Source organism: Nocardioides aestuarii, assembly GCF_039527245.1.
GTDB classification, from domain to species: Bacteria; Actinomycetota; Actinomycetes; order Propionibacteriales; family Nocardioidaceae; genus Nocardioides; species Nocardioides aestuarii.
This window is the reverse complement of sequence record NZ_BAAAJT010000003.1, coordinates 467,645-486,717: the sequence shown is the minus strand read 5'-3', so window position 1 is coordinate 486,717 and position 19,073 is coordinate 467,645. Positions and strand designations below refer to the sequence as shown.

General features: G+C 71.8%; 21 protein-coding genes. 9 read left to right on the top strand and 12 right to left on the bottom strand.

The window, feature by feature from the left end:
* Window positions 1-4: 4 nt before the first annotated feature.
* Both ABD091_RS19925 and ABD091_RS19920 read right to left on the bottom strand, forming a co-directional pair.
* Entirely contained in the window at window positions 5-283 is a 279-nt protein-coding gene (locus tag ABD091_RS19925) for a Fe-S cluster assembly protein HesB (protein WP_343921786.1), read from the bottom strand.
* Window positions 284-368: 85 nt separating this feature from the next.
* On the bottom strand, window positions 369-1,196 hold the full coding sequence (locus ABD091_RS19920; RefSeq protein ID WP_343921785.1) for a formate dehydrogenase accessory sulfurtransferase FdhD: 828 nt from the start codon (window positions 1,194-1,196) through the stop codon (window positions 369-371).
* 203 nt (window positions 1,197-1,399) lie between these two features.
* Between ABD091_RS19920 and ABD091_RS19915 the strand changes: the two genes are divergently transcribed.
* From ABD091_RS19915 to ABD091_RS19905, 3 genes are all read left to right on the top strand, one after another.
* Window positions 1,400-3,151 (top strand): hypothetical protein, encoded by a 1,752-nt coding sequence (locus ABD091_RS19915; protein ID WP_343921784.1) that lies wholly within the window; start codon window positions 1,400-1,402, stop codon window positions 3,149-3,151.
* 212 nt (window positions 3,152-3,363) lie between these two features.
* Window positions 3,364-3,504: a hypothetical protein gene (locus ABD091_RS19910; protein WP_343921783.1), complete on the top strand. Its 141-nt coding sequence runs from the start codon at window positions 3,364-3,366 to the stop codon at window positions 3,502-3,504.
* 40 nt (window positions 3,505-3,544) lie between these two features.
* Complete coding sequence (locus ABD091_RS19905; protein ID WP_343921782.1) at window positions 3,545-3,976, top strand: OsmC family protein; 432 nt, start codon at window positions 3,545-3,547, stop codon at window positions 3,974-3,976.
* Window positions 3,977-3,985: 9 nt separating this feature from the next.
* Here ABD091_RS19905 and ABD091_RS19900 read toward each other — a convergent pair whose 3' ends face one another.
* Both ABD091_RS19900 and ABD091_RS19895 read right to left on the bottom strand, forming a co-directional pair.
* Window positions 3,986-4,648 carry a peptidylprolyl isomerase gene (locus ABD091_RS19900; RefSeq protein WP_343921781.1) on the bottom strand — a complete coding sequence of 221 codons (663 nt, stop codon included), beginning with the start codon at window positions 4,646-4,648 and terminating at the stop codon, window positions 3,986-3,988.
* Between the two features lie 23 nt (window positions 4,649-4,671).
* Complete coding sequence (locus ABD091_RS19895; RefSeq protein WP_343921780.1) at window positions 4,672-5,724, bottom strand: alanine racemase; 1,053 nt, start codon at window positions 5,722-5,724, stop codon at window positions 4,672-4,674.
* An 18-nt stretch (window positions 5,725-5,742) separates the two neighbouring features.
* Between ABD091_RS19895 and ABD091_RS19890 the strand changes: the two genes are divergently transcribed.
* The 3 genes from ABD091_RS19890 to ABD091_RS19880 are packed head-to-tail and all read left to right on the top strand — an operon-like array spanning window position 5,743 to window position 7,333.
* Window positions 5,743-6,093, top strand: a complete 351-nt coding sequence (locus tag ABD091_RS19890) for a VOC family protein (protein WP_343921779.1) — start codon at window positions 5,743-5,745, stop codon at window positions 6,091-6,093.
* 2 nt (window positions 6,094-6,095) lie between these two features.
* The gene (locus ABD091_RS19885; protein WP_343921778.1) at window positions 6,096-6,818 is read left to right on the top strand and encodes a class E sortase; all 723 of its coding nucleotides are present in this window, start codon (window positions 6,096-6,098) and stop codon (window positions 6,816-6,818) included.
* A gap of 23 nt (window positions 6,819-6,841) precedes the next feature.
* Window positions 6,842-7,333, top strand: a complete 492-nt coding sequence (locus ABD091_RS19880) for an inorganic diphosphatase (RefSeq protein ID WP_343921777.1) — start codon at window positions 6,842-6,844, stop codon at window positions 7,331-7,333.
* Between the two features lie 215 nt (window positions 7,334-7,548).
* Here the strand turns inward: ABD091_RS19880 and ABD091_RS19875 are convergent, their stop codons facing one another.
* The 4 genes from ABD091_RS19875 to ABD091_RS19860 are packed head-to-tail and all read right to left on the bottom strand — an operon-like array spanning window position 7,549 to window position 12,255.
* The gene (locus ABD091_RS19875) at window positions 7,549-9,915 is read right to left on the bottom strand and encodes an ATP-binding cassette domain-containing protein (protein ID WP_343921776.1); all 2,367 of its coding nucleotides are present in this window, start codon (window positions 9,913-9,915) and stop codon (window positions 7,549-7,551) included.
* Between the two features lie 51 nt (window positions 9,916-9,966).
* Window positions 9,967-10,377, bottom strand: coding sequence for a VOC family protein (locus ABD091_RS19870; RefSeq protein ID WP_343921775.1), 411 nt, complete (start codon window positions 10,375-10,377; stop codon window positions 9,967-9,969).
* A gap of 10 nt (window positions 10,378-10,387) precedes the next feature.
* On the bottom strand, window positions 10,388-10,822 hold the full coding sequence (locus ABD091_RS19865; RefSeq protein ID WP_343921774.1) for a helix-turn-helix transcriptional regulator: 435 nt from the start codon (window positions 10,820-10,822) through the stop codon (window positions 10,388-10,390).
* The gene (locus ABD091_RS19860) at window positions 10,819-12,255 is read right to left on the bottom strand and encodes a sensor histidine kinase (RefSeq protein ID WP_343921773.1); all 1,437 of its coding nucleotides are present in this window, start codon (window positions 12,253-12,255) and stop codon (window positions 10,819-10,821) included. The genes ABD091_RS19865 and ABD091_RS19860 overlap by 4 nt, the downstream gene beginning before the upstream one ends.
* A 51-nt stretch (window positions 12,256-12,306) precedes the next feature.
* On the opposite strand from ABD091_RS19860, the gene ABD091_RS19855 reads away from it, so the two are divergent.
* Window positions 12,307-13,548 (top strand): cysteine desulfurase-like protein, encoded by a 1,242-nt coding sequence (locus ABD091_RS19855; protein WP_343921772.1) that lies wholly within the window; start codon window positions 12,307-12,309, stop codon window positions 13,546-13,548.
* Here ABD091_RS19855 and ABD091_RS19850 read toward each other — a convergent pair.
* Window positions 13,545-14,036: a GNAT family N-acetyltransferase gene (locus ABD091_RS19850; protein WP_343921771.1), complete on the bottom strand. Its 492-nt coding sequence runs from the start codon at window positions 14,034-14,036 to the stop codon at window positions 13,545-13,547. The two genes, ABD091_RS19855 and ABD091_RS19850, sit on opposite strands and share 4 nt — an antisense overlap.
* 152 nt (window positions 14,037-14,188) lie before the next feature.
* On the opposite strand from ABD091_RS19850, the gene ABD091_RS19845 reads away from it, so the two are divergent.
* Entirely contained in the window at window positions 14,189-14,347 is a 159-nt protein-coding gene (locus ABD091_RS19845) for a hypothetical protein (RefSeq protein WP_343921770.1), read from the top strand.
* Between the two features lie 3 nt (window positions 14,348-14,350).
* Here the strand turns inward: ABD091_RS19845 and ABD091_RS19840 are convergent, their stop codons facing one another.
* Window positions 14,351-16,036, bottom strand: a complete 1,686-nt coding sequence (locus ABD091_RS19840; RefSeq protein WP_343921769.1) for a DUF7800 domain-containing protein — start codon at window positions 16,034-16,036, stop codon at window positions 14,351-14,353.
* Entirely contained in the window at window positions 16,033-17,049 is a 1,017-nt protein-coding gene (locus tag ABD091_RS19835; protein WP_343921768.1) for a zinc-dependent alcohol dehydrogenase family protein, read from the bottom strand. Before ABD091_RS19835 ends, ABD091_RS19840 begins: the two co-directional genes overlap by 4 nt.
* Before the next feature lie 84 nt (window positions 17,050-17,133).
* On the opposite strand from ABD091_RS19835, the gene ABD091_RS19830 reads away from it, so the two are divergent.
* Complete coding sequence (locus ABD091_RS19830) at window positions 17,134-18,660, top strand: helix-turn-helix domain-containing protein (RefSeq protein ID WP_343921767.1); 1,527 nt, start codon at window positions 17,134-17,136, stop codon at window positions 18,658-18,660.
* Window positions 18,661-18,791: 131 nt separating this feature from the next.
* On the opposite strand, the gene ABD091_RS19825 is transcribed toward ABD091_RS19830, so the two are convergent.
* The gene (locus ABD091_RS19825) at window positions 18,792-19,052 is read right to left on the bottom strand and encodes a TFIIB-type zinc ribbon-containing protein (protein ID WP_343921766.1); all 261 of its coding nucleotides are present in this window, start codon (window positions 19,050-19,052) and stop codon (window positions 18,792-18,794) included.
* Window positions 19,053-19,073 lie beyond the last annotated feature (21 nt).

Sequence of the window (19,073 nt, the reverse complement as noted above, 5' to 3'; positions counted from 1 at the left end):
GGGCTCAGGCCTGCTGGCCCAGCCCGAACTCCACGTTGCCCTCGGCGTCGACGCGGGCGTCGAGCACCTTGTCGTCGAGGAGGGTGGTGGCGCTCTCGTCGAGGAACACCGTCGCGCCGTCCTGCTCCACGACGGAGTCACCCGGCTCGGCACTGTTCGCCGGGGTCACGGCGAGCGACGGCTCGTCGCTGGTGCCGCTGGTGATGCGCAGGCCCTCGGCCTCGGGGATCTGGTCCGCGAAGCCCTTCACGACGGCCGTGGCGTTGTCGGTGAGGATGAGCATGTCTGCCTTCCGGTGGGGTGCTGGTGGTCTCAGACCCCTCCACCGTGGCAAACCTCGCGGCGCAGGCCAAGTCGGGCCCCGCGGGTCAGGCGTAGCGCACCGTCCGTGAGCGGCCGGTGAAGCCGTAGAGCGCGAGGCCCGACTGGGTCGCCAGCGACACCGACAAGGAGGTCGGGGCGCCCACCGCCACCAGGGCACCGACGCCGGCGGCCACCGCCTTCTGCACCAGCTCGAAGCCGGCACGCCCGCTGACGACGAGGGCGGCGGCGCCCGGGTCGAGCCCGGCGAGCAGCCGGGCGCCGGTCACCTTGTCGACGGCGTTGTGGCGCCCGACGTCCTCCCGCACGACGAGCATGGACCCGCTGCCGTCGACGAGCCCAGCCGCGTGCGCACCGCCGGTCGACTCGAAGGTGCGCTGGTGGAGCCGGAGCAGGTCGGGGAGCGAGCGCACGACGTCCGGCTCGAGAGCCGGCCCGGCGTACGGCGTGCCGCGGAAGACCGCGAGTGCCTCCTCGATGCTGTCCTTGCCGCAGACGCCGCACGCCGAGGAGCCCGTGGTGTGCCCTGCGTGGCGCGTCCCGGGGGCCCGCGCGGGGGCTGCCGCGAGCGTGACGGTCACGACGTTGAACTCCTGCTGCGGCGTCAGGTCCTCGTCGGTGCAGTAGGCGACGGAGGACACGCCGTGCCTCCCGGTGAGTCCCTCGTGGAGCACCCAGCCCGCGGCCAGCTCGAAGTCGTGGCCGGGCGAACGCATCGTCACCCAGGAGCGGTGGGCCGGGGTGCCGGGCCAGGCCAGCCGGAGCTCGAGCGGCTCCTCGGCGACGACCCGGTCCTCGCGGCGTCGTCCCTCGTCCCCGACGTGCTCGACCACCTCGACGCGGGCCGTCGGTCCGGGCCTCTCCACCGTGCTCACGACTGCGAGCCTAGGCCCTCGCTCCGCGTCCGGGATCGTGACCATTCCGTGACCTGATCCGGGCCCTCGTACCCATCCGCCGGCGCCGTTGCGGGATCAGAATCAACCGCCGGTGTGACGCAGGCAACCTTTTGCCTCCATCCGACGTCCTACCGGTCGACAACGGGGGCCCACGGGCTCATCTCGGAGAGGGAGAGACACCAATGAAGATCACCACCTCACGCAGTCGCGGCGCGGCTGCGTTCGTGGCGAGCCTGACGCTGCTCGGAGGGGCAGCGTCGGTCGTCGCCACCCCGGCTTCGGCCGAGCCCGGCAACTGCGACACCACGTTCGACATGGCCGACTTCGCCTCGCTCGAGGAGGGGGACGGCGCCACCGTCACCACGAAGACCGTCGTGCGCGGCACCGAGCCCAAGGAGTTCGTCGGCACCGTGCTCGGCAAGATCGACGGCGGCATCGCGCCGGGCGTCGACATGATCATGGTCGACTTCTCGTCGGCCGCGGGCGACACCGCCATCGACGAGAACGGGATCTGGGCCGGCATGTCCGGCTCGCCGGTCTACACGGAGTCGGGCGAGCTCCTCGGCGCCGTCGCCTACGGCCTCGCGTGGGGCCCGTCGCCCATCGCGGGCGTGACGCCCTACGAGGACATGGACGACTACGCCCCGGCCGCTCCGGCCCGTGAGGTCCAGGTCGGCGCGAAGGCAGCCCGCGCCATCGCCGCCGACAGCGACGTCTCACGCAGCCAGGCCCAGCAGGGCTTCGCGCAGCTGCCGATGTCGATGGGCTTCTCCGGCCTGAGCCAGCAGCGCGTCAAGCAGCTGAAGAAGAAGGGCCCGGACTACCTCCACACGCGGGGAATGCGTGCGACCGGTGCCGCGTCGGCGGCCGTCGACGCGGGTCCCGCCGACCTCGTGGCCGGTGGCAACCTCGGTGCCGCGATCTCCTACGGCGACATCACCGCCGGTGGGGTCGGGACCGTGACCAGCGTCTGCGACGACTGGCTGATCGGCTTCGGCCACCCGATGACCTACGGCGGCAAGACCAGCCTCGGGCTCATGCCGGCCGACGCGATCTACGTCCAGAAGGACCTGATCGCCAGCTTCAAGGTCGCCAACATGGGCACCCCGGCCGGCACGATCCTCCAGGACCGCCTCACCGGGATCAGCGGGACCGTCGGGCAGACCCCCGACGAGACCGACGTGACCTCGACGGTCGTCTACGGCAACCGTGACCGCACCGGCAGCAGCGCCTCGCTCGTGCAGGACTACAACGCCGACATCACCTTCTCCCAGATCCTGGCCAACCACGACGTCGTGGTCGACGCGATCCAGGGCGGCACCGAGGCGGCGACCTTCACCGTCGAGGGCACCGACGCCGACGGCGCGCCGTTCACCATCGAGTTCGGCGACCGCTACACCTCGGAGTGGGACATCTCCTTCGAGAGCATCTGGGACATCGCCGACGTGATGTGGGTGATGTCGTCGATGCAGGACGTCCAGGTCACGAGCGTCGACGCGACCGCGGACGTCACCGACGACACGGCGATGTACCGGATGAAGAAGGTCGAGCAGAAGCGCGGCGGGTCGTGGACCACGGTCAACCGCCGACGTCCCGCGGTCGTCAAGCAGGGCGGCACGCTCCAGCTGCGGGCCACCATCGCCAACGCCGACGGCAGCAAGAGGGTCCCGCTGGTGGTCGAGGTGCCCAAGCGCACCAGCCGTGGCGGTTTCCTCGAGGTCACGGGCGGCGCGTCGATGTGGAGCGGCGACGTCTACGACGCCGAGACCCCGGCCGAGATGGAGGCGGCGCTCGAGGGGATGGCGCGCAACGACGAGGTCGTCGCCCTGCTCCACGTCACCCGCGGCGACGCCGGTCCGGCCCAGGCCGTGTCGGCTCCGCAGGACCTCGTGGTCCGCGGTGGCAAGTTCATCGACGTGAGGATCCGGCGCTGACCGACGGGGCCTCCTGAGACGCGACACCGCAGGGGCGGGTCGGGTGCCTGCGGGCACCCGGCCCGCCCCTCGGCGTACGGCGGGTACGGGTGGGGGAGATCACGTGCGTCGCGATGCCGGACGGACGCGGACGTACCCCTAGAATGTAAGAGGCGCCTGAGGCGTCTTAGTCATTACTCTTCTCCCCACCCTGATCAGGAGGATCGACCACCATGAGCACGCAGTACCTGTCCTACGGGATCGTCGACGGACGGACTCACACGGATCGGGAGATCGCCCTGCTGCGGACCGTGGAGCTCGACCGCCCCCGCCAGCGACGGCTCCGCGTCTGGCGGCGCGCGCCGGGGGAGTGACCCCCGCGGGTCGGCGCCGCTCCGTGGCAGGCTGAGGCCCATGACCTCAGAGAGCCACCGTGCCGTCGAGCTGACCAAGATCGGCGCCCAGCGCTTCCAGGCCACCAACGCCCGCGGCGGACAGGTCGTCTTCGGCAGCGGGGGAGAGGACCCCGACTTCACGCCCGTGGAGATGCTGCTGGCGGCGATCGCCGGGTGCAGCGCGATCGACGTGGAGCTGATCACGGGCAAGCGCTCCGACGCCGACTCCTTCCGGGTCACCGCGTCCGGGGAGAAGGTCCGCGACGCGCAGGGCAACCACCTCGTCGACCTGAGGGTGGCCTTCGACGTGACCTTCCCCGAGGGGGAGCAGGGCGACGCCGCCCGCGCCGTCCTCGCACGATCGATCCGCCAGTCGCGTGACCGGCTGTGCACCGTGTCGCGCACCGTCGCGATCGGGGAACCCGTCGTCTACGACGGCGCCGACGACTGAGGTCCGCGGTCAGCCGACGTCGGCCGACTCGATGTCGACGGGCGTGTTGGGCGCGCCGTCGTTCGGCGGCGTCGAGCCGTCGGCGGCCACCTCCTCGATCGCGGCGACGGTGTCCTCGGACACCGTGCCGAAGACGGTGTACTGCGGCGGGAGCGGGGTCTCGCCGTAGACGATGAAGAACTGCGAGCCGTTGGTGTCCGGGCCGGCGTTGGCCATCGCCAGCGTCCCGGCCGGATAGGTCTCTTCGCCGGAGAGCTCGTCGGCGAACGAGTAGCCGGGCCCGCCGCTCCCGGTGCCGCTCGGGTCGCCGCACTGGAGGACCTGGATGCCGCTGGTGACCAGCCGGTGGCAGGTCGTGCCGTCGAAGTAGCCCTGCTCGGCGAGGGAGGCGAAGGAGTGAGCGGTGCACGGGGTCGCCGCGTCGTCGAGGGTCAGCTCGAAGGTGCCGGCCGAGGTCTCCAGCGTCACGGGCGTCTCGCCCTCGGCCGGCGCATCGGCCGACGGGGCGTCGACCTCCTTGGCCGGGGGCGCACCACCCTCGACGTACTCGCACTGCGTCGTCTCGACGTCGGAGGCCGGCTCGGTGGCGGTGGACGTGCCGTCCTCGCTGCACGCGGCCAGGCCGAGCGGGAGGAGCAGGACGGGAACGGCTGCGAGGGCGCGGAGCGACATGCGCGTGATCGTAGGCGGCCCGTTCAGGAGTTGCGCCCCCGGGCCGCCACGCGCCACGGGCTCGGCGCACTCGCCGGACCGGTTGCCCACAGCTCGTCGACGAGGTTCACGGCGTTGCAGACGTGGTTGGGGACGACCCGCACGGTGGAGCCGAGGGGCGGCAGCGGCTGCTCGGTCTCGACCACCGCGTGGTGCTCCGACAGCAGCACGACCCGGGCGTCGGGGTCGTCCAGGAGCCGGCCGTGCCCCGAGCTGTACGCCGCGCGGTCCGCGCCGAGCACCTTGCTGCCCGCGTCGAGCACCATCCGGCCGTTCGCGTGGCTCACGACGGTCGACCGGCAGGTCAGCGCGATCTCGTCGGGGGAGCAGGAGCCGAGCTCCCACTGCTGGGCGTCGCCGAAGACGTAGACGCCGGGCCGCAGCTCGGAGGCGACGTCGGTGTCGGCCTCGGCCAGGCTGGGGGTCGAGCCCCCGCTGAGCACCAGGGGCTCGATGCCCGCCCCTCGGAGTGAGGCCGCCGCCGTCGTCAGCGCGGCCGCCTCCTGCCGGGCGACGTCGGCCCCGGCACCGGGTGCATAGCTGTGGCCGGGGAACGTGAAGGCGCCGACGACAGCGAGGCTGCCGCGGGCCGCACGCGCGACCGCACCCGCGTGCTCGGGCGGGACGCCGGTGCGGTGGTGGCCGGAGTCGACCTCGACGAGCAGCCTGACGTCCGATCCCGCGAGCAGGTCGGCCGCGCGGGCAGCCCCGGTCACGCTGTCGACACCGATGGTGAGGACCGCCTGCTCCGTCAGGGCCCTCACCCGGGCGGCGGCGTCGTCGGTGAGCCACAGGGGATAGGCGACGAGCACGTCGGTGACGCCAGCCCTGACGAAGACCTCGGCCTCACCGACGGTGGCGACGGTGACACCGACGGCGCCGGCCGCGAGCTGGCGGTGGGCGATGTCGGGGGACTTGTGGGTCTTCACGTGCGGCCGCAGGGCGACACCCGCCGTGGCGGCTTCGGCCGCCACCCGCTCGATGTTGCGGTCGAGCCGGCCGATGTCGACCTCGAGGTAGGGCGTCGCGGGACTCACGCGTGCCATTGTGGCGGGATGGACCTCGGGGGCGTCGACCTCTTCGCCGGCATCGCGGTGTCGGACGCCCACGCCGCAGCCGCGTGGTACGAGCAGCTGCTGGGCCTCGCACCCACCTTCTGGGCTCATTCCCGCGAGGCGGTGTGGATCCTCGCCGAGCACCGGGCGCTCTACGTCCTGGAGGACGCGCCTCGCGCGGGGCAGTCACTGGCGACCCTCATGGTGACGTCGCTCGACGACTTCCTCGCCGCGGCCGGTGGGCGTGGCGTCGTACCGGCGCGGGTGGAGGAGTACGACGGCGGCGTGCGCAAGGCGGTCTTCCACGACGCCGACGGCAACGAGGTCGGGGTCGGCGACGTACCGTCGTGAGCATGCTGCGGCCGTTCGTCCTCGCCCTCGCCTCCGTGGCGCTCGCGGGGTGCGGGGGAGGCCCGGCGGAGGTCCGGGAGGCCCCGCGCCCGGGCCCGTCGGACCAGCCACGTTCCGTCGAGCCGTCGTCGTCGAGCCCATCGTCGGCGCCGTCCTCGACCCCGTCGTCCGAGCCGTCCGAGCGGTCGGACCGACCCCGACCCTCCGAGGGCACGCCGGCAGCAGCGACCCTGACCGTGCCGAGGCTGGGGCTGCGTCAGCTCGACGTCGTGGCCTACCGCGGCCGGACGGACGACGCGCGGGGAACCGCGATCCAGAACGGTGGCGACCTCGCGAGCCCGCACGGTCCCGGGGGTGGCACGGGCCCCGGCGGGATCGGGAACTACCAGGTCACCGGCCACCGGCTCTCGTCGACGGCCCCGTTCCGCTACCTGCCGCGACTCGCACGGGGCGACGTGGTCCACGTCGAGAGCGGGGGATCACGTTATGTCTACCGGATCGTCGCGACCCGGGAGACGTCGTTCCGCTCGGCTGCGTCATTGCGCGAGCAGCGGGCGGCGGTCCCCGGACGTCCGGGTGCCGAGCCGACGCGGGCGATGCTGACGCTCTCGACCTGCGCGACGCTCGAGGACCATGCCGCGGGCAACTACTGGGCCGATCGGTTCGACAACCCGGAGCATCGGATCGACAAGATCGGTGTCCTGGTGCGGGTTCGACGGGCGTGAGGGCCGGTCGCTAGCGTCGCTGGATGAGCAACGACAGGATGGCCAGGCACCGTGACGGACGGTGCGACGTCGTGGTGGAGATCCCGCGGGGCAGCCGCAACAAGTACGAGGCCTCGGACGACGGCACGATCTGGTTCGATCGCCGCCTCGGCGGTCCGGCCGGCTTCCCGGGTGAGTACGGCTACATCGTCGGCGCCGACGGTGAGGACGGCGACGCACTCGACGCCCTGGTGCTCATCGACGAGCCGACGTTCCCGGGCGTTCACGTCCCGGTCCGGGTGATCGGCGGCTACTTGCTCCAGGTGGGCGACATCGAGGAGACCAAGCTGCTCGTCGTGCCGGAGCGGGATCACCACAGCGACCATCTCTCGGACGTCTCCGACCTGCCGTCGGCGTTCCTCGAGGAGCTCGATGCCTTCTTCACCGCCTACCGGATGCTGGAGTCCCCGGAGGTGAAGGTGCTCGACCACCTCGACCGGTCCACCGCCGTCGAGACCCTGGTCAGCGGCTCCTGAGGGGAGCGGCCCCTCGCGTAAATTGACATAATGTCGCTTATCGGCGATATGGGTCGAGAGGGCGAGCGGGGTGGCGGGAACCCGGTGGCAGCCCTGCTGGCGTGCCGATTGGTCCCCAACGGCAGTGCTGAGGGCGCACATCTGTCGTTGGTGACCAATCGGCAACGCATCGCGGCCGCACCGCGGCGCTGAGGATGCGTCTGGGAGAACTGTCGTCAGCCGCCGACGTACGCCGCGAGGTGCTGACCGGTCAGCGTCGACCGTGAGGCGACCAGGTCGGCGGGCGTGCCCTCGAAGACGATCGTCCCGCCGTCGTGGCCGGCGCCGGGTCCGAGGTCGATGATCCAGTCGGCGTGGGCCATGACGGCCTGGTGGTGCTCGATCACGATGGCCGACTTGCCGGAGTCGACCAGTCGGTCGAGCAGCGCCAGCAGGTTCTCGACGTCGGCGAGGTGGAGGCCCGTCGTGGGCTCGTCGAGGATGTAGACCTCACCCTTCTCACCCATCTGGACGGCGAGCTTGAGGCGCTGGCGCTCACCCCCGGACAGCGTCGTCAGCGGCTGGCCCAGGGTGACATAACCGAGGCCGACGTCGGCGAGCCGGTCGAGGATCTTCATGGCAGCCGGGATCCTGGCCTCGCCCTCGCCGAACAGGGCCTGGGCCTCGACCACCGACATCTCGTGGACCTCGGCGATGTCCTTGCCACCGAGCGTGTGCTCGAGGACCTCGGCCTTGAACCGGCGGCCCTCGCACTCCTCGCACGGCGACTCCACGGTCGCCATCGGACCGAGCTCGGTGAAGATCACACCGGCGCCGTTGCAGGTCGAGCAGGCCCCCTCGGAGTTGGAGCTGAAGAGCGCAGGCTTGACCCCGTTGGCCTTCGCGAACGCCTTGCGGATCGGCTCGAGGAGCCCGGTGTAGGTCGCCGGGTTGCTGCGACGCGACCCCTTGATCGCGCCCTGGTCGATCACGATGACGTCGTCGTGGCCGGCCAGCGAGCCGTGGATGAGCGAGCTCTTGCCGGAGCCTGCGACGCCGGTGACGACGGTGAGCAGTCCCAACGGGACGTCGACGTCGACGTCGCGGAGGTTGTGGGTGCCGGCGCCCCGCACCGCGATCGTGCCGCTGGCCTCGCGGACGGTGTCCTTGAGGCGCGCCCGGTCGTCGAGGTGCCTGCCGGTGATGGTGTCGCTCCCCCGCAGCCCGTCGACGTCCCCCTCGAAGCAGATCTCGCCGCCGCCCGCGCCGGCCGCGGGCCCGATGTCGACGACGTGGTCGGCGATCTGGATCGTCTCAGGCTTGTGCTCGACGACGAGCACCGTGTTGCCCTTGTCGCGCAGCTGGAGCAGCAGCGTGTTCATCCGCTCGATGTCGTGGGGGTGCAGCCCGATCGTCGGCTCGTCGAAGACGTAGGTGACGTCGGTCAGCGACGATCCGAGGTGGCGGATCATCTTGGTGCGCTGGGCCTCGCCGCCGGAGAGCGTGCCGGCGGGGCGGTCGAGCGAGAGGTAGCCCAGGCCGATCTCGGAGAAGGAGTCGAGCAGGTGCTGGAGGCCGGTGAGCAGCGGCGCGACGGACGGTTCGTCGAGGTCGCGGATCCACTCGGCGAGGTCGCTGATCTGCATCTCGCACAGGTCGGCGATGGACTTGCCGTTGATCTTCGACGCCCGCGCCTCGGGGGTGAGCCGGCTCCCCTCGCAGTCGGGACAGGTCTGGAAGGTCACCGCGCGGTCGACGAAGCGCCGGATGTGGGGCTGCATCGCCTCGGGGTCCTTGGAGAGGATCGACTTCTGGATCTGGGGGATCATGCCGGTGAAGGTCAGGTTGACGCCCTCGACCTTCAGCTTGGTCGGCTCCGACCAGAGCATCGTCTCGAGCTGCTTCTTCGTGAAGGACTTGATCGGCTTGTCCATCGGCAGGCCCATGCCCTCGAAGAGTCGGCCGTACCACCCGTCCATCGAGTAGCCGGGCACGGTCAGGGCGCCGTCCCTGAGCGACTTCTCGTCGTCGTAGAGGGCGGTCAGGTCGATGTCGTTGACCTTGCCCATGCCCTCGCAGCGCGGGCACATGCCGCCGAGGTAGACCTCCTGCCGCGCGACCCTGCGCTCGGTACGGCCGCCCTTCTCGGTCGTCATCATCCCGCTCGCCTTGCGGGTCGGGACGTTGAAGGAGTAGGCGGTCGGTGGCCCGACGTAGGGGTCGCCGATCCGGCTGAACAGGATGCGGAGCATGGCGTTGGCGTCGGTCGCCGTCCCGACCGTCGAGCGCGGGTTGGCGCCCATCCGCTCCTGGTCGACGATGATCGCGGTCGTCAGGCCCTCGAGGTGGTCGACCTCCGGTCGGGCCAACGCCGGCATGAAGCCCTGGACGAAGGCGCTGTAGGTCTCGTTGATGAGTCGCTGCGACTCGGCCGCGATGGTCGCGAAGACCAGGGAGCTCTTCCCGGACCCGGAGACCCCGGTGAACGCCGTGAGGCGTCGCTTGGGGATGTCGACGCTGACGTCGCGCAGGTTGTTGACGCGGGCGCCGTGGACGCGGATCAGGTCGTGGGTGTCGGCGGCGTGGGCAGCGGCGTCGGTCATGCAGGAGCTCCCTCGTTCAGCGGTGTCGGCGGATTCTCAACGGGCAACCGGTCAGCGGAGTTCCTGGATCCGCACCATGTTGCCGGCGGGGTCGCGCACGGCGCAGTCGCGCACGCCCCACGGCTGCTCGGTCGGCTCCTGCACGACGTCGACGTCGCCGGCCTGGAGACGCTCGAAGGTGTCGTCGAGGTCGGAGGTCGCGAGCAGCACGCTGCCGTAGGTGCCCTTGGCCATCATCTCGGCGATCGTGCGCCGCTCGTCAGCGGTGATGCCCGGGTCGGCGCCCGGCGGGTGGAGCACGATGCTGGTGCCGGGCTGGCCGACCGGACCGACCGTCAGCCACCGCATGCCCTCGTAGCCGACGTCGAGCCGCAGCTCCCACCCGAGCGTGTCGCGGTAGAAGGCCAGCGCCGCCTCCGGGTCGTCGTGCGGGAGGAAGCTGGAGTGGATGGTGATGTCCATGGCGCTCACGCTAGGCGTCGCCGCCGACCGGCGCTTCTCGATTCCTGACCGGTCTGGTGACCTTGCTCGTCTCGCAGGTCGGTACGCCGAGCATCTGGCCGGCGTGCTCGCGCCGGTAGGTGCTGGGCGAGACGCCGACGAGCTCGCTGAACCGGGTCGAGAACGTGCCGAGCGACCCGAAGCCCACGGCGAAGCAGACGTCGGTGACGCTGAGGTCGCCCCGGCGCAGCAGCGCCATGGCGCGCTCGACCCGCCGGGTCATGAGGTAGCCGTAGGGCGGCTCGCCGTACGCCGCGCGGAACTGTCGCGACAGGTGGCCGGCCGACATGCCGACGCCGCGCGCGAGCGCCTCGACGTCGAGCGGCTCGGCGAAGTCGCGGTCGATCCGGTCCCGTACCCGCCGCAGGAGGCGCAGGTCGGCGAGCTGCTGCTCGTGGGTGGTCACGTCGTCTCCGCCGCGGGCAGGCTGAGCTCGAAGACGGCGCCGTGGGGACGGGCGTCGCGGTGGACCACCTCTCCCCCGTTGGCACGCGCCAGCTCGCGCGTGATGAAGAGGCCGAGACCCGTCCCGGGGCGGTGGCGGGCGTCGTCGGCGCGGCTGAACCGTTCGAAGAGCCGGTCCCGCAGGTCAGCGGGGATCCCGGGCCCGTGGTCGGTGACGCTGATGGTCACGGTCGGGCCGACCGCCTCGATCCGCACGACGTCGGCGCCCCCGGCGTACTTCACGGCGTTGCCGAGGAGGTTGGCCAACATCTGGTCGAGGTGGAGCGGCTGCACCAGGACCGTGGCGTCGCCGGCACCCTCCACGCGGGGTCGGCCGGCGGCGGGCAACGACGCGACGGCGGCGAGGACCGCCGGCTGCACCGCGTACGGCTCCGGCCGCGCCACGAGCTCGCCGGACTCGCTGGCCACGAGCGTCAGGACGTCGGTCAGGACGTAGCGCATCAGGTGGGCGTTGCGGTCGACCACGGCGAGGCTGCGCGCGGCCTGCTCGGTGTCACCCTCGTCGAGCGCCTCGGCGCCCACCTGGGCGTGCCCCATGACCGAGGTCAGCGGGTTGCCGAGCTCGTGCCCGAGCATCCCCATCAGGTCGATCTTGAAGCGGTTGGCCTGCTCGAGACCTTCGTTGCGCTCGCTCACGAGGTCGTGGAGCGAGGCGCGCTGGGCGAGGACGTAGATCGGGACGAAGAGCAGCACGAACCAGCCGCCACCGGTCCACACCGCGCTCAGCAGACCGCCGATCATCAGCATCCCGACCTCGGTCAGGTAGAACCACGGGCTGCGCAGCAGCGCACGCAGCCACCGCTCGTCCTCGGCGTGGTTGAGCCAGGCGCTGGCGTGGAAGAGCACCGTCTCCACCGCCAGGAAGGCGACGCCGCCGGCCGCGATCGCGACCAGGCCGTGGCCGCCGTTGCCGTCCATCCAGTTGGCGGGGTCGGGCCGGGTGCCGAGCACGGCGTGGGCGGTGACGCCGGCCGCCAGGCCCGCGAGCACGACGTACGCCGCGGAGCCGGTCCACTTCCACACGGGCACGCGCATGCCGCGCCACCAGGTGTGGGCGTAGGCGATCGGCACCACCACCAGCAGCCACGGCGGTGGCAGGAGCAGCGCACAGGCGAACGCCCAGGCCGAGAGGGCCTTGTGCGCCTGCTGGGTGAACGCGACGCCCCGCGAGATCAGGCGAGACATCTCGACGTTGACCACCGAGACGCCGAGCAGCAGCACCACGGTCAGCAGCTCCGGCCGGATCGGGACGGGGGCGCCGACGTCGCGCAGGAGGAACGGCAGGAGGACCGCGGCGGCCCCCACCAGCAGCAGGTGGGCCTGCATCGCGCGCGGGGCTCCGGCGAACGTGCCGATCCCCCTGGCCTCACGCATGCCGGGATGGTCCCACATCCGTCCCGTGCCCGTGGGTGCTACCAATGCTCCATGGCACTCGACCCGATCCAGCCGACGACCTACGACGTGGCGGCCGTGCGGGCCCGCTACCCCGCGCTGTCCGGCGGCGAGGCCTTCTTCGACGGTCCAGGCGGGACCCAGGTCCCGTCGGCGGTGGTGGACGCGGTCGCCGCGACCCTCGCCGGACCGATCTCCAACCGCGGCCCCCACTCGCGGCCCCAGCGGGCGGCGGAGGAGGTCGTGGTCGCGTGCCGAACCGCCCTCGGCGACCTGCTCGGGGCCGACCCGTCCGGCGTTGTGGTCGGCCGCAGCATGACCGACCTGACCTACGACGTGGCCCGCACGCTGGCGCGGACGTGGCAGGCCGGCGACGAGGTCGTCGTCTCGCGGTTGGACCACGACGCCAACGTCCGACCGTGGGTGCAGGCGGCCGAGGCGGTGGGCGCCGTGGTGCGCTGGGTCGACTTCGACCCCGGGAGCGGCGAGCTGGAGCCCGACCACCTCGCCGCCGCCCTCGGGCCCCGGACCCGCCTGGTCGCGCTCACCGCAGCCTCGAACGTCCTCGGCACCCGGCCGGACGTCCCGGCCCTCACCGCGCTCGCGCACGAGGCGGGGGCGCTCACCTACGTCGACGGCGTCCACCACGCCGCCCACGTGCTGCCCGACGTGGCCGCCCTCGGCGCCGACTTCTACGCCTGCTCCCCCTACAAGTTCGGCGGCCCCCACTGCGGTGCCGTGGCGGCCGACCCGGCCCTGCTCGAGGAGCTGCGTCCCGACAAGCTCCTGCCCTCGACCGACCGGGTGCCGGAGCGGTTCGAGCTCGGCACCCTCCCCTACGAGCTGATGGCCGGGGTGACGGCGGCGGTCGACGTCCTCGCGTCGCTCGACCCGGCAGCGGCCAGCGACCGGCGTACGGCGCTCACCGGTGCCTATGCCGCGGTGGAGGAGCACGAGGATCGGTTGCGCGCCCGGATCGAGGTGGCGCTGCTGGCACGACCGGACGTCACGCTGTGGTCGCGGGCCGCTCGACGTACGTCGACGCTCTACTTCAGCCTCGCCGGTCGTGCTCCGGCCGAGGTCCACGCCTTCCTCGGCGAGCGCGGCGTCAGCATCTCCTCGGGCCACTGCTACGCCTGGGAGCCGTGCCGGCGGCTCGGCCTCGGCGAGACCGGCGCGGTCCGGGTCGGGCTCGCGCCCTACACCGACGACGGCGACGTCGACCGGCTGCTCGAGGGCCTCGAGGCCCTGGCGCCGCACCTCGGGTCCGACTAGACGAGCCGCTTCTGGAACCACCGGACGTCGCACCAGCGGTCCTGCTTGAAGCCCACGTCGCGGAACGTGCCCACGACCTCGAACCCGAGGGCCCGGTGGAGCCGCTCGCTCGCCTCGTTGGGCATCGTCGCGCCGCCGACGGCGAGCCGCATCCCGAGGCCGGTCATGCGGTCGAGGAGGGCGGTGTAGAGCGCCCGCCCCACTCCCCTGCCCCGACGATCGGCGTCGACATAGACGCTCACCTCGCAGGTGTGCCGGTAGGCCGCCCGCGACCGGAAGGTGCCGGCGTAGGCATAACCGAGGACACCGTCGGCGTCCTCGGCCACCAGCCACGCGTGCTCGGCCTGCGACGCGGCGATGCGGTGGGCCATCTCCTCGGGCCCCGGCGGCTCCTCCTCGAAGCTCACCGTGGTGCCGGCGACGTAGGGCGCGTAGATCGCCGCGCAGGCCGAGGCATCGTCGGGAGTGGCGTCGCGGACCCGGAACACGTCCTCGAGGTTAGTGGTCTGGTACGAGGGGGCCATCGGTGACTAGTCACCTCGAGTCAACTTTCGGCGGGTCTGCCACGCGGGGCACGACACCGTTCCTACCGTGGACGGAGTCCGCCCCCGAGGACGCCCGTCAGAAGAAGGTACGCATCATGTGGGACACCGTAGAGACCAGCCGACCCGGCGCGGTCCACCTCACGCACGACCTCCCCTGCTCGCGGTGCGGCCACGCCGCCCACAGCTATCTCGCGTGCTCCGACACGTGCAGCTGCGAGCCCGCGGCGCTCCCCGGGCAGGTCCTCGCCAGCTGAGGCTCAGCGCGCCTCCGGCGCGGTGATCCCGACCTCGGCCACGGTGCGCAGCACCGGGCGCTCGGGGTCCCGTCCCTCGACGTCGCCGGCGTACCAGGTCATGGCCAGGCCACCGTCGCGCTGGACCTCGAGGACCGCGAGGTTGTTGTCGTACCAGGGACCGCGGTCGATCCGCCAGGTCAGCGGCGGCGGCGGCACCTTGCCCAGCCGGGCCACCCGGCGTACGACGCGCCCGAGCCGGGGTCGGGTGCCCCAGGTCGTCACACGCTGCATCGCCGCGGGGAGCGGGTTGCGGATCGGTGAGCACACCGCCTGCACGATCCGGCTCGTGGTGCGCAGGTCCGTGACGTCCCCGTTCGGCCCGGCCGTCGCGACATAGCTGTGGTGGACGTCGCCGGAGAGGAACGTGACCGAGCGGGGTGGCTCACCGCGGCCACCGGAGGCCACGTCGAGCACCATCCGGGCGACCCGCTGGAAGCCCTGCTGGAAGGCGCCCCAGTGCTCGAGGTCGATCGCCTGGCGAAGGTGCTCCCCCGCCCGGGCGACCGTCCTGCCCCAGACGCCGTTGCAGAGCGCCTCGCTGAAGGACTCGGCGTGGTGGAGGCCCGGCGCCATGAGGAACGGCAGGGAGGTGCCGATGAGCAGGTGGTCGACGTCCCCGCGGAGCTGCCCGTCGAGCCACGACATCTCGGCGTCGTCGATGATCGAGCGCCGGTCGGGCTCCAGCACGCGGGCAGCGCGCGAGTCGACGACGACCAGGCGGGCCTGGGTGTCGAACTCGCGCGCATAGCTCCAGCGGTAGGAGTCGGGGTGCTGGTCGGCCCGGTCCGCGAAGGCGTCGAGCTCGTCGGTGAGGTCGAGCTCGTCGGACCCGTCGTGACCGGCGATCCGCTGCCACAACGGGTCCGCCGCGCGCTCGGACCGGTCGAGGTTGCCGAGGTGCTGGTAGACCCAGTAGGACCCGAGCCCCCCGACGATGCGGTCGTGCCACCACTCGGTGGCCTCCATCTGCCGCCGCCACGTCCAGCTGGTGTTCCAGTCGTCGCGGACGTCGTGGTCGTCGAAGATCATGGCGCTCGGCAGCGTCGACAGCAGCCAGCGGTTGGCGGGGTCGGACCACGCGATGGAGTAGAGGCCGGCGTACTCCTCGTAGTCCTTGATCTCCTCCCCCGGTGGCTCGTCGAGGGAGCGACGCGAGGCGATGAAGTCGCGCACCTCGTCGGTCGTCTCGTCGGCGTAGACCTGGTCGCCGAGGAAGAGGACGAGGTCCGGCCAACGGGTGTCCCCCTCCCCGGCCATGTGGAGCGCATAGGCGCGCAGCGCGTCGACGCCGAACTCCTCGGTCGCCTCGGCGTCGTGGGGCACGCTCACGCGGCACGAGCCGAAGGCGAGCCGGAGCGGCTTGCCGGGCTTCATCGTGGGGATCACCGAGGGCGGGTAGGCCGAGCCGGGCTCGGGCCACACCAGCTCGCCGTCGACGTGCACCTCGTAGCGGGTGTGGGTCCCGGGCTCGAGACCGGTCACCTCCACCAGGGCGTAGTGGTGGCCGTGGGCGGCGAAGGTGCGGGCGGCCCCGCGGCGCTCGCCGGCGGTCACCACCACCTCCGCGGCACCGGAGGTCTCGACCCAGATCGTGGCCGAGTCGCTGTCGACGTAGCGCAGGAGCGGCCCCAGGACGAGGGCGCTCATGGGCGGAGCATGACCTTGATCGCGCGCCGCTCGTCCATCGCCCGGTAGCCGTCGGCGACCTCCTCCAGCGGCAGGGTCAGGTCGAACACCTTCCCCGGATCGATGGTGCGGGCGAGGACGAGGTCGAGCAGCTCGGGCAGATAGCGGCGCACCGGCGCGATCCCGCCGGCGAGCCCGACGTTCTTCTGGAACATCCGGCGCACCGGGAGCTCGACCCCGTGGGGCACCCCCACGAAGCCCACGGTCGAGCCCGGGCGTGCGATCGCGAACGCGGTGTCCATCGACGCGCCCGTGCCGACGCACTCGAGGACCGCGTCGGCGCCCACGCCCCCGGTCAGCTCGAGGACGGCCTGCTCCCCCGCCTCGCCGCGCTCGGCGACGACGTCGGTCGCGCCGAACTCGCGGGCGAGCCGCTGGCGGCTCTCGTGTCGCGACATGGCGACGATCCGCTCCGCCCCGAGCTGCTGGGCCGCGATGACGCCGCACAACCCGACGGCGCCGTCACCCACGACGACCGCGGTGCTGCCCTTCTCGACGCCGGCCGAGACCGCGGCGTGCCAGCCCGTGGCCATGACGTCGGCGAGCGAGAGCAGCGACGGGAGGAGGTCGTCGTCGGGCGGGCCGTCGGTCTTCACGAGGCTGCCGTCGGCGTGGGTGACGTGGCTGTACTCCGCCTGCCCGCTCTCGGTCCAGCCCTGCTCCATGCAGGCGGACTGGGCGCCGTGGCGGCAGTGGGCGCAGGTGTTGTCGCAGTGGACGAAGGGCACCACGACGAAGTCGCCCTCACGGAAGCGCCGCACCTCGCTGCCCGTCTCCACGACGACGCCGATGCACTCGTGGCCGATCGTCGAGCCCTCGTCGATCGGGTTCTCGCCGCGGTAGGGCCAGAGGTCGGAGCCGCAGATGCAGCCCGCGACCACCTTCACGATCGCGTCGGTGGGAGCCGCGATGGCCGGGGCAGGGACCTCGGAGAGCCGGATGTCACGGGGTCCGTGGATGGTCGTGGCACGCATGTCGCCATCCTTGCAGCAGCCGGGTCGGTCTCGTCCACAGCACGTCGTCTTGCCATATCTCATATCTGAGATAGCGTGGTCGGCATGAGCGAGGACTACAAGGGCCGCATCGGCAACCTGATCCGCGACGCCCGCAAGCACCGTGGGCTCACCCAGCAGCAGCTGGCGGACCGGCTGTCGACCAGCCAGTCTGCCATCAACCGGATCGAGAAGGGGCACCAGAACCTCTCCCTGGAGATGCTCGCCCGCATCGGCAGCGCCCTCGACTCCGAGATCGTGGCCCTGGGCGCCGGCCCGACCCACCTCCGCGTGACCGGGCCGACCACGCTCTCGGGGACCATCGAGGTCAAGACGTCGAAGAACGCCGGCGTCGCGCTGCTGTGTGCCTCCCTGCTCAACCGGGGCCGGACGACGCTGCGCAAGGTCGCCCGTATCGAGGAGGTCAACCGCCTGCTCGAGGTCCTCGACAGCCTCGGTGTCCAGACCCGCTGGCTCAACGACGACAACGACCTCGAGATCGTGCCGCCGGCCGAGCTGCGCCTCGACGCCATCGACGAGGAGGCGGCCCGGCGTACCCGCTCGGTCATCATGTTCCTCGGCCCGCTGCTCCACCGCAGCGAGCGCTTCGAGCTGCCCTACGCCGGTGGCTGCAACCTGGGCACCCGCACCGTCGAGCCCCACATGTCGGCGCTGCGTCCCTTCGGCCTCGAGGTGAAGGCCACCGAAGGCAGCTACCACGCCCAGGTCGACCAGAAGATCGTCCCGGGACGTCCGATCGTGCTCACCGAGCGCGGCGACACCGTGACCGAGAACGCGCTGATGGCGGCGGCCCTCCACCCGGGCACCACCGTCATCCGCAACGCGTCGTCGAACTACATGGTCCAGGACCTCTGCTTCTTCCTCCAGCGCCTCGGCGTGGAGGTCGAGGGGATCGGGACCACGACGCTGACGGTGACCGGGCGCAGCACCATCGACGTCGACGTCGACTACGCGCCCAGCGAGGACCCGATCGAGGCCATGTCGCTGCTCGCGGCCGCGATCGTGACCGGCTCGTCCATCACCATCGAGCGGGTGCCGATCGAGTTCCTCGAGATCGAGCTCGCGCTGCTCGAGGAGATGGGCTTCCACTACACGCGCTCGGAGGAGTACGTCGCCCGCAACGGCCACACCCGCCTGGTCGACCTCACGACCCACCCGAGCGTGCTCCACGCGCCGCTCGACAAGATCCACCCGATGCCGTTCCCGGGCCTCAACATCGACAACCTGCCGTTCTTCGCGGTGATCGCGGCCGTGGCGCAGGGCCAGACGCTGCTCCACGACTGGGTCTACGAGAACCGGGCGATCTACCTCACCGACCTCACCAAGCTCGGCGGGCAGGTCAAGCTGCTCGACCCGCACCGGGTCATGATCGAGGGCCCCAGCAGCTTCACCGGCACCGAGATGATGTGCCCGCCGGCGCTGCGACCGGCCGTGGTGCTGCTGCTGGCCATGCTCGCCGCCAAGGGCACGTCGGTGCTGCGCTCGACCTACGTCATCCACCGCGGCTACGAGGACCTCGCCGAGCGTCTCAACCAGCTCGGCGCCCAGATCGAGACGTTCCGCGACATCTGAGACGGCCAGCGCCGATCGAGGTACGAGGTCGGCGCGTGGGGCCGGCCAGATTGAGCAAGCCCCGCGACTGACGAAGGAAGTCGTGACGGGCGCGTCGAAATCGGAGCAGTCAACTCAGCGCAGCGACCAGCTCAGCGGAAGAGCGTCTCCACCCACGCACGCGCCGGGGCCTTCGAGGCCGGCGGGGCGGTCATGTCGGGAGTGATCTTCGGCAACGGCGCGGTGTGCTGGCCGGCGTTGCGGTGCCAGTCGGTCTCGGCCTCGACGAGGTTGCCGAGCTCGATGCGCTCGAGGAACACCCCGTGCCCGTCCGGGCACACCAGCGCACGGCCGTGGCCGAGGGTCTTGGGGTCCATCTCCTGGTCGCAGCGGGGGCAGGTCATCGCGTCCATGTGGCGACGGTACTCCCCGAC

What these genes read in the sequence shown, in the direction of transcription:
- ABD091_RS19900 (WP_343921781.1), bottom strand. Translation starts at nt 4,648, where the DNA reads ATGTCGCTCCGCGCCCTCGCAGCCGTTCCCGTCCTGCTCCTCCCGCTC.
- ABD091_RS19830 (WP_343921767.1), top strand. Translation starts at nt 17,134, where the DNA reads ATGAGCGAGGACTACAAGGGCCGCATCGGCAACCTGATCCGCGACGCC.
- ABD091_RS19860 (WP_343921773.1), bottom strand. Translation starts at nt 12,255, where the DNA reads ATGCGTGAGGCCAGGGGGATCGGCACGTTCGCCGGAGCCCCGCGCGCG.
- ABD091_RS19880 (WP_343921777.1), top strand. Translation starts at nt 6,842, where the DNA reads ATGAGCAACGACAGGATGGCCAGGCACCGTGACGGACGGTGCGACGTC.
- ABD091_RS19845 (WP_343921770.1), top strand. Translation starts at nt 14,189, where the DNA reads ATGTGGGACACCGTAGAGACCAGCCGACCCGGCGCGGTCCACCTCACG.
- ABD091_RS19890 (WP_343921779.1), top strand. Translation starts at nt 5,743, where the DNA reads ATGGACCTCGGGGGCGTCGACCTCTTCGCCGGCATCGCGGTGTCGGAC.
- ABD091_RS19840 (WP_343921769.1), bottom strand. Translation starts at nt 16,036, where the DNA reads ATGAGCGCCCTCGTCCTGGGGCCGCTCCTGCGCTACGTCGACAGCGAC.
- ABD091_RS19835 (WP_343921768.1), bottom strand. Translation starts at nt 17,049, where the DNA reads ATGCGTGCCACGACCATCCACGGACCCCGTGACATCCGGCTCTCCGAG.
- ABD091_RS19910 (WP_343921783.1), top strand. Translation starts at nt 3,364, where the DNA reads ATGAGCACGCAGTACCTGTCCTACGGGATCGTCGACGGACGGACTCAC.
- ABD091_RS19855 (WP_343921772.1), top strand. Translation starts at nt 12,307, where the DNA reads ATGGCACTCGACCCGATCCAGCCGACGACCTACGACGTGGCGGCCGTG.
- ABD091_RS19915 (WP_343921784.1), top strand. Translation starts at nt 1,400, where the DNA reads ATGAAGATCACCACCTCACGCAGTCGCGGCGCGGCTGCGTTCGTGGCG.
- ABD091_RS19825 (WP_343921766.1), bottom strand. Translation starts at nt 19,052, where the DNA reads ATGGACGCGATGACCTGCCCCCGCTGCGACCAGGAGATGGACCCCAAG.
- ABD091_RS19885 (WP_343921778.1), top strand. Translation starts at nt 6,096, where the DNA reads ATGCTGCGGCCGTTCGTCCTCGCCCTCGCCTCCGTGGCGCTCGCGGGG.
- ABD091_RS19925 (WP_343921786.1), bottom strand. Translation starts at nt 283, where the DNA reads ATGCTCATCCTCACCGACAACGCCACGGCCGTCGTGAAGGGCTTCGCG.
- ABD091_RS19875 (WP_343921776.1), bottom strand. Translation starts at nt 9,915, where the DNA reads ATGACCGACGCCGCTGCCCACGCCGCCGACACCCACGACCTGATCCGC.
- ABD091_RS19905 (WP_343921782.1), top strand. Translation starts at nt 3,545, where the DNA reads ATGACCTCAGAGAGCCACCGTGCCGTCGAGCTGACCAAGATCGGCGCC.
- ABD091_RS19870 (WP_343921775.1), bottom strand. Translation starts at nt 10,377, where the DNA reads ATGGACATCACCATCCACTCCAGCTTCCTCCCGCACGACGACCCGGAG.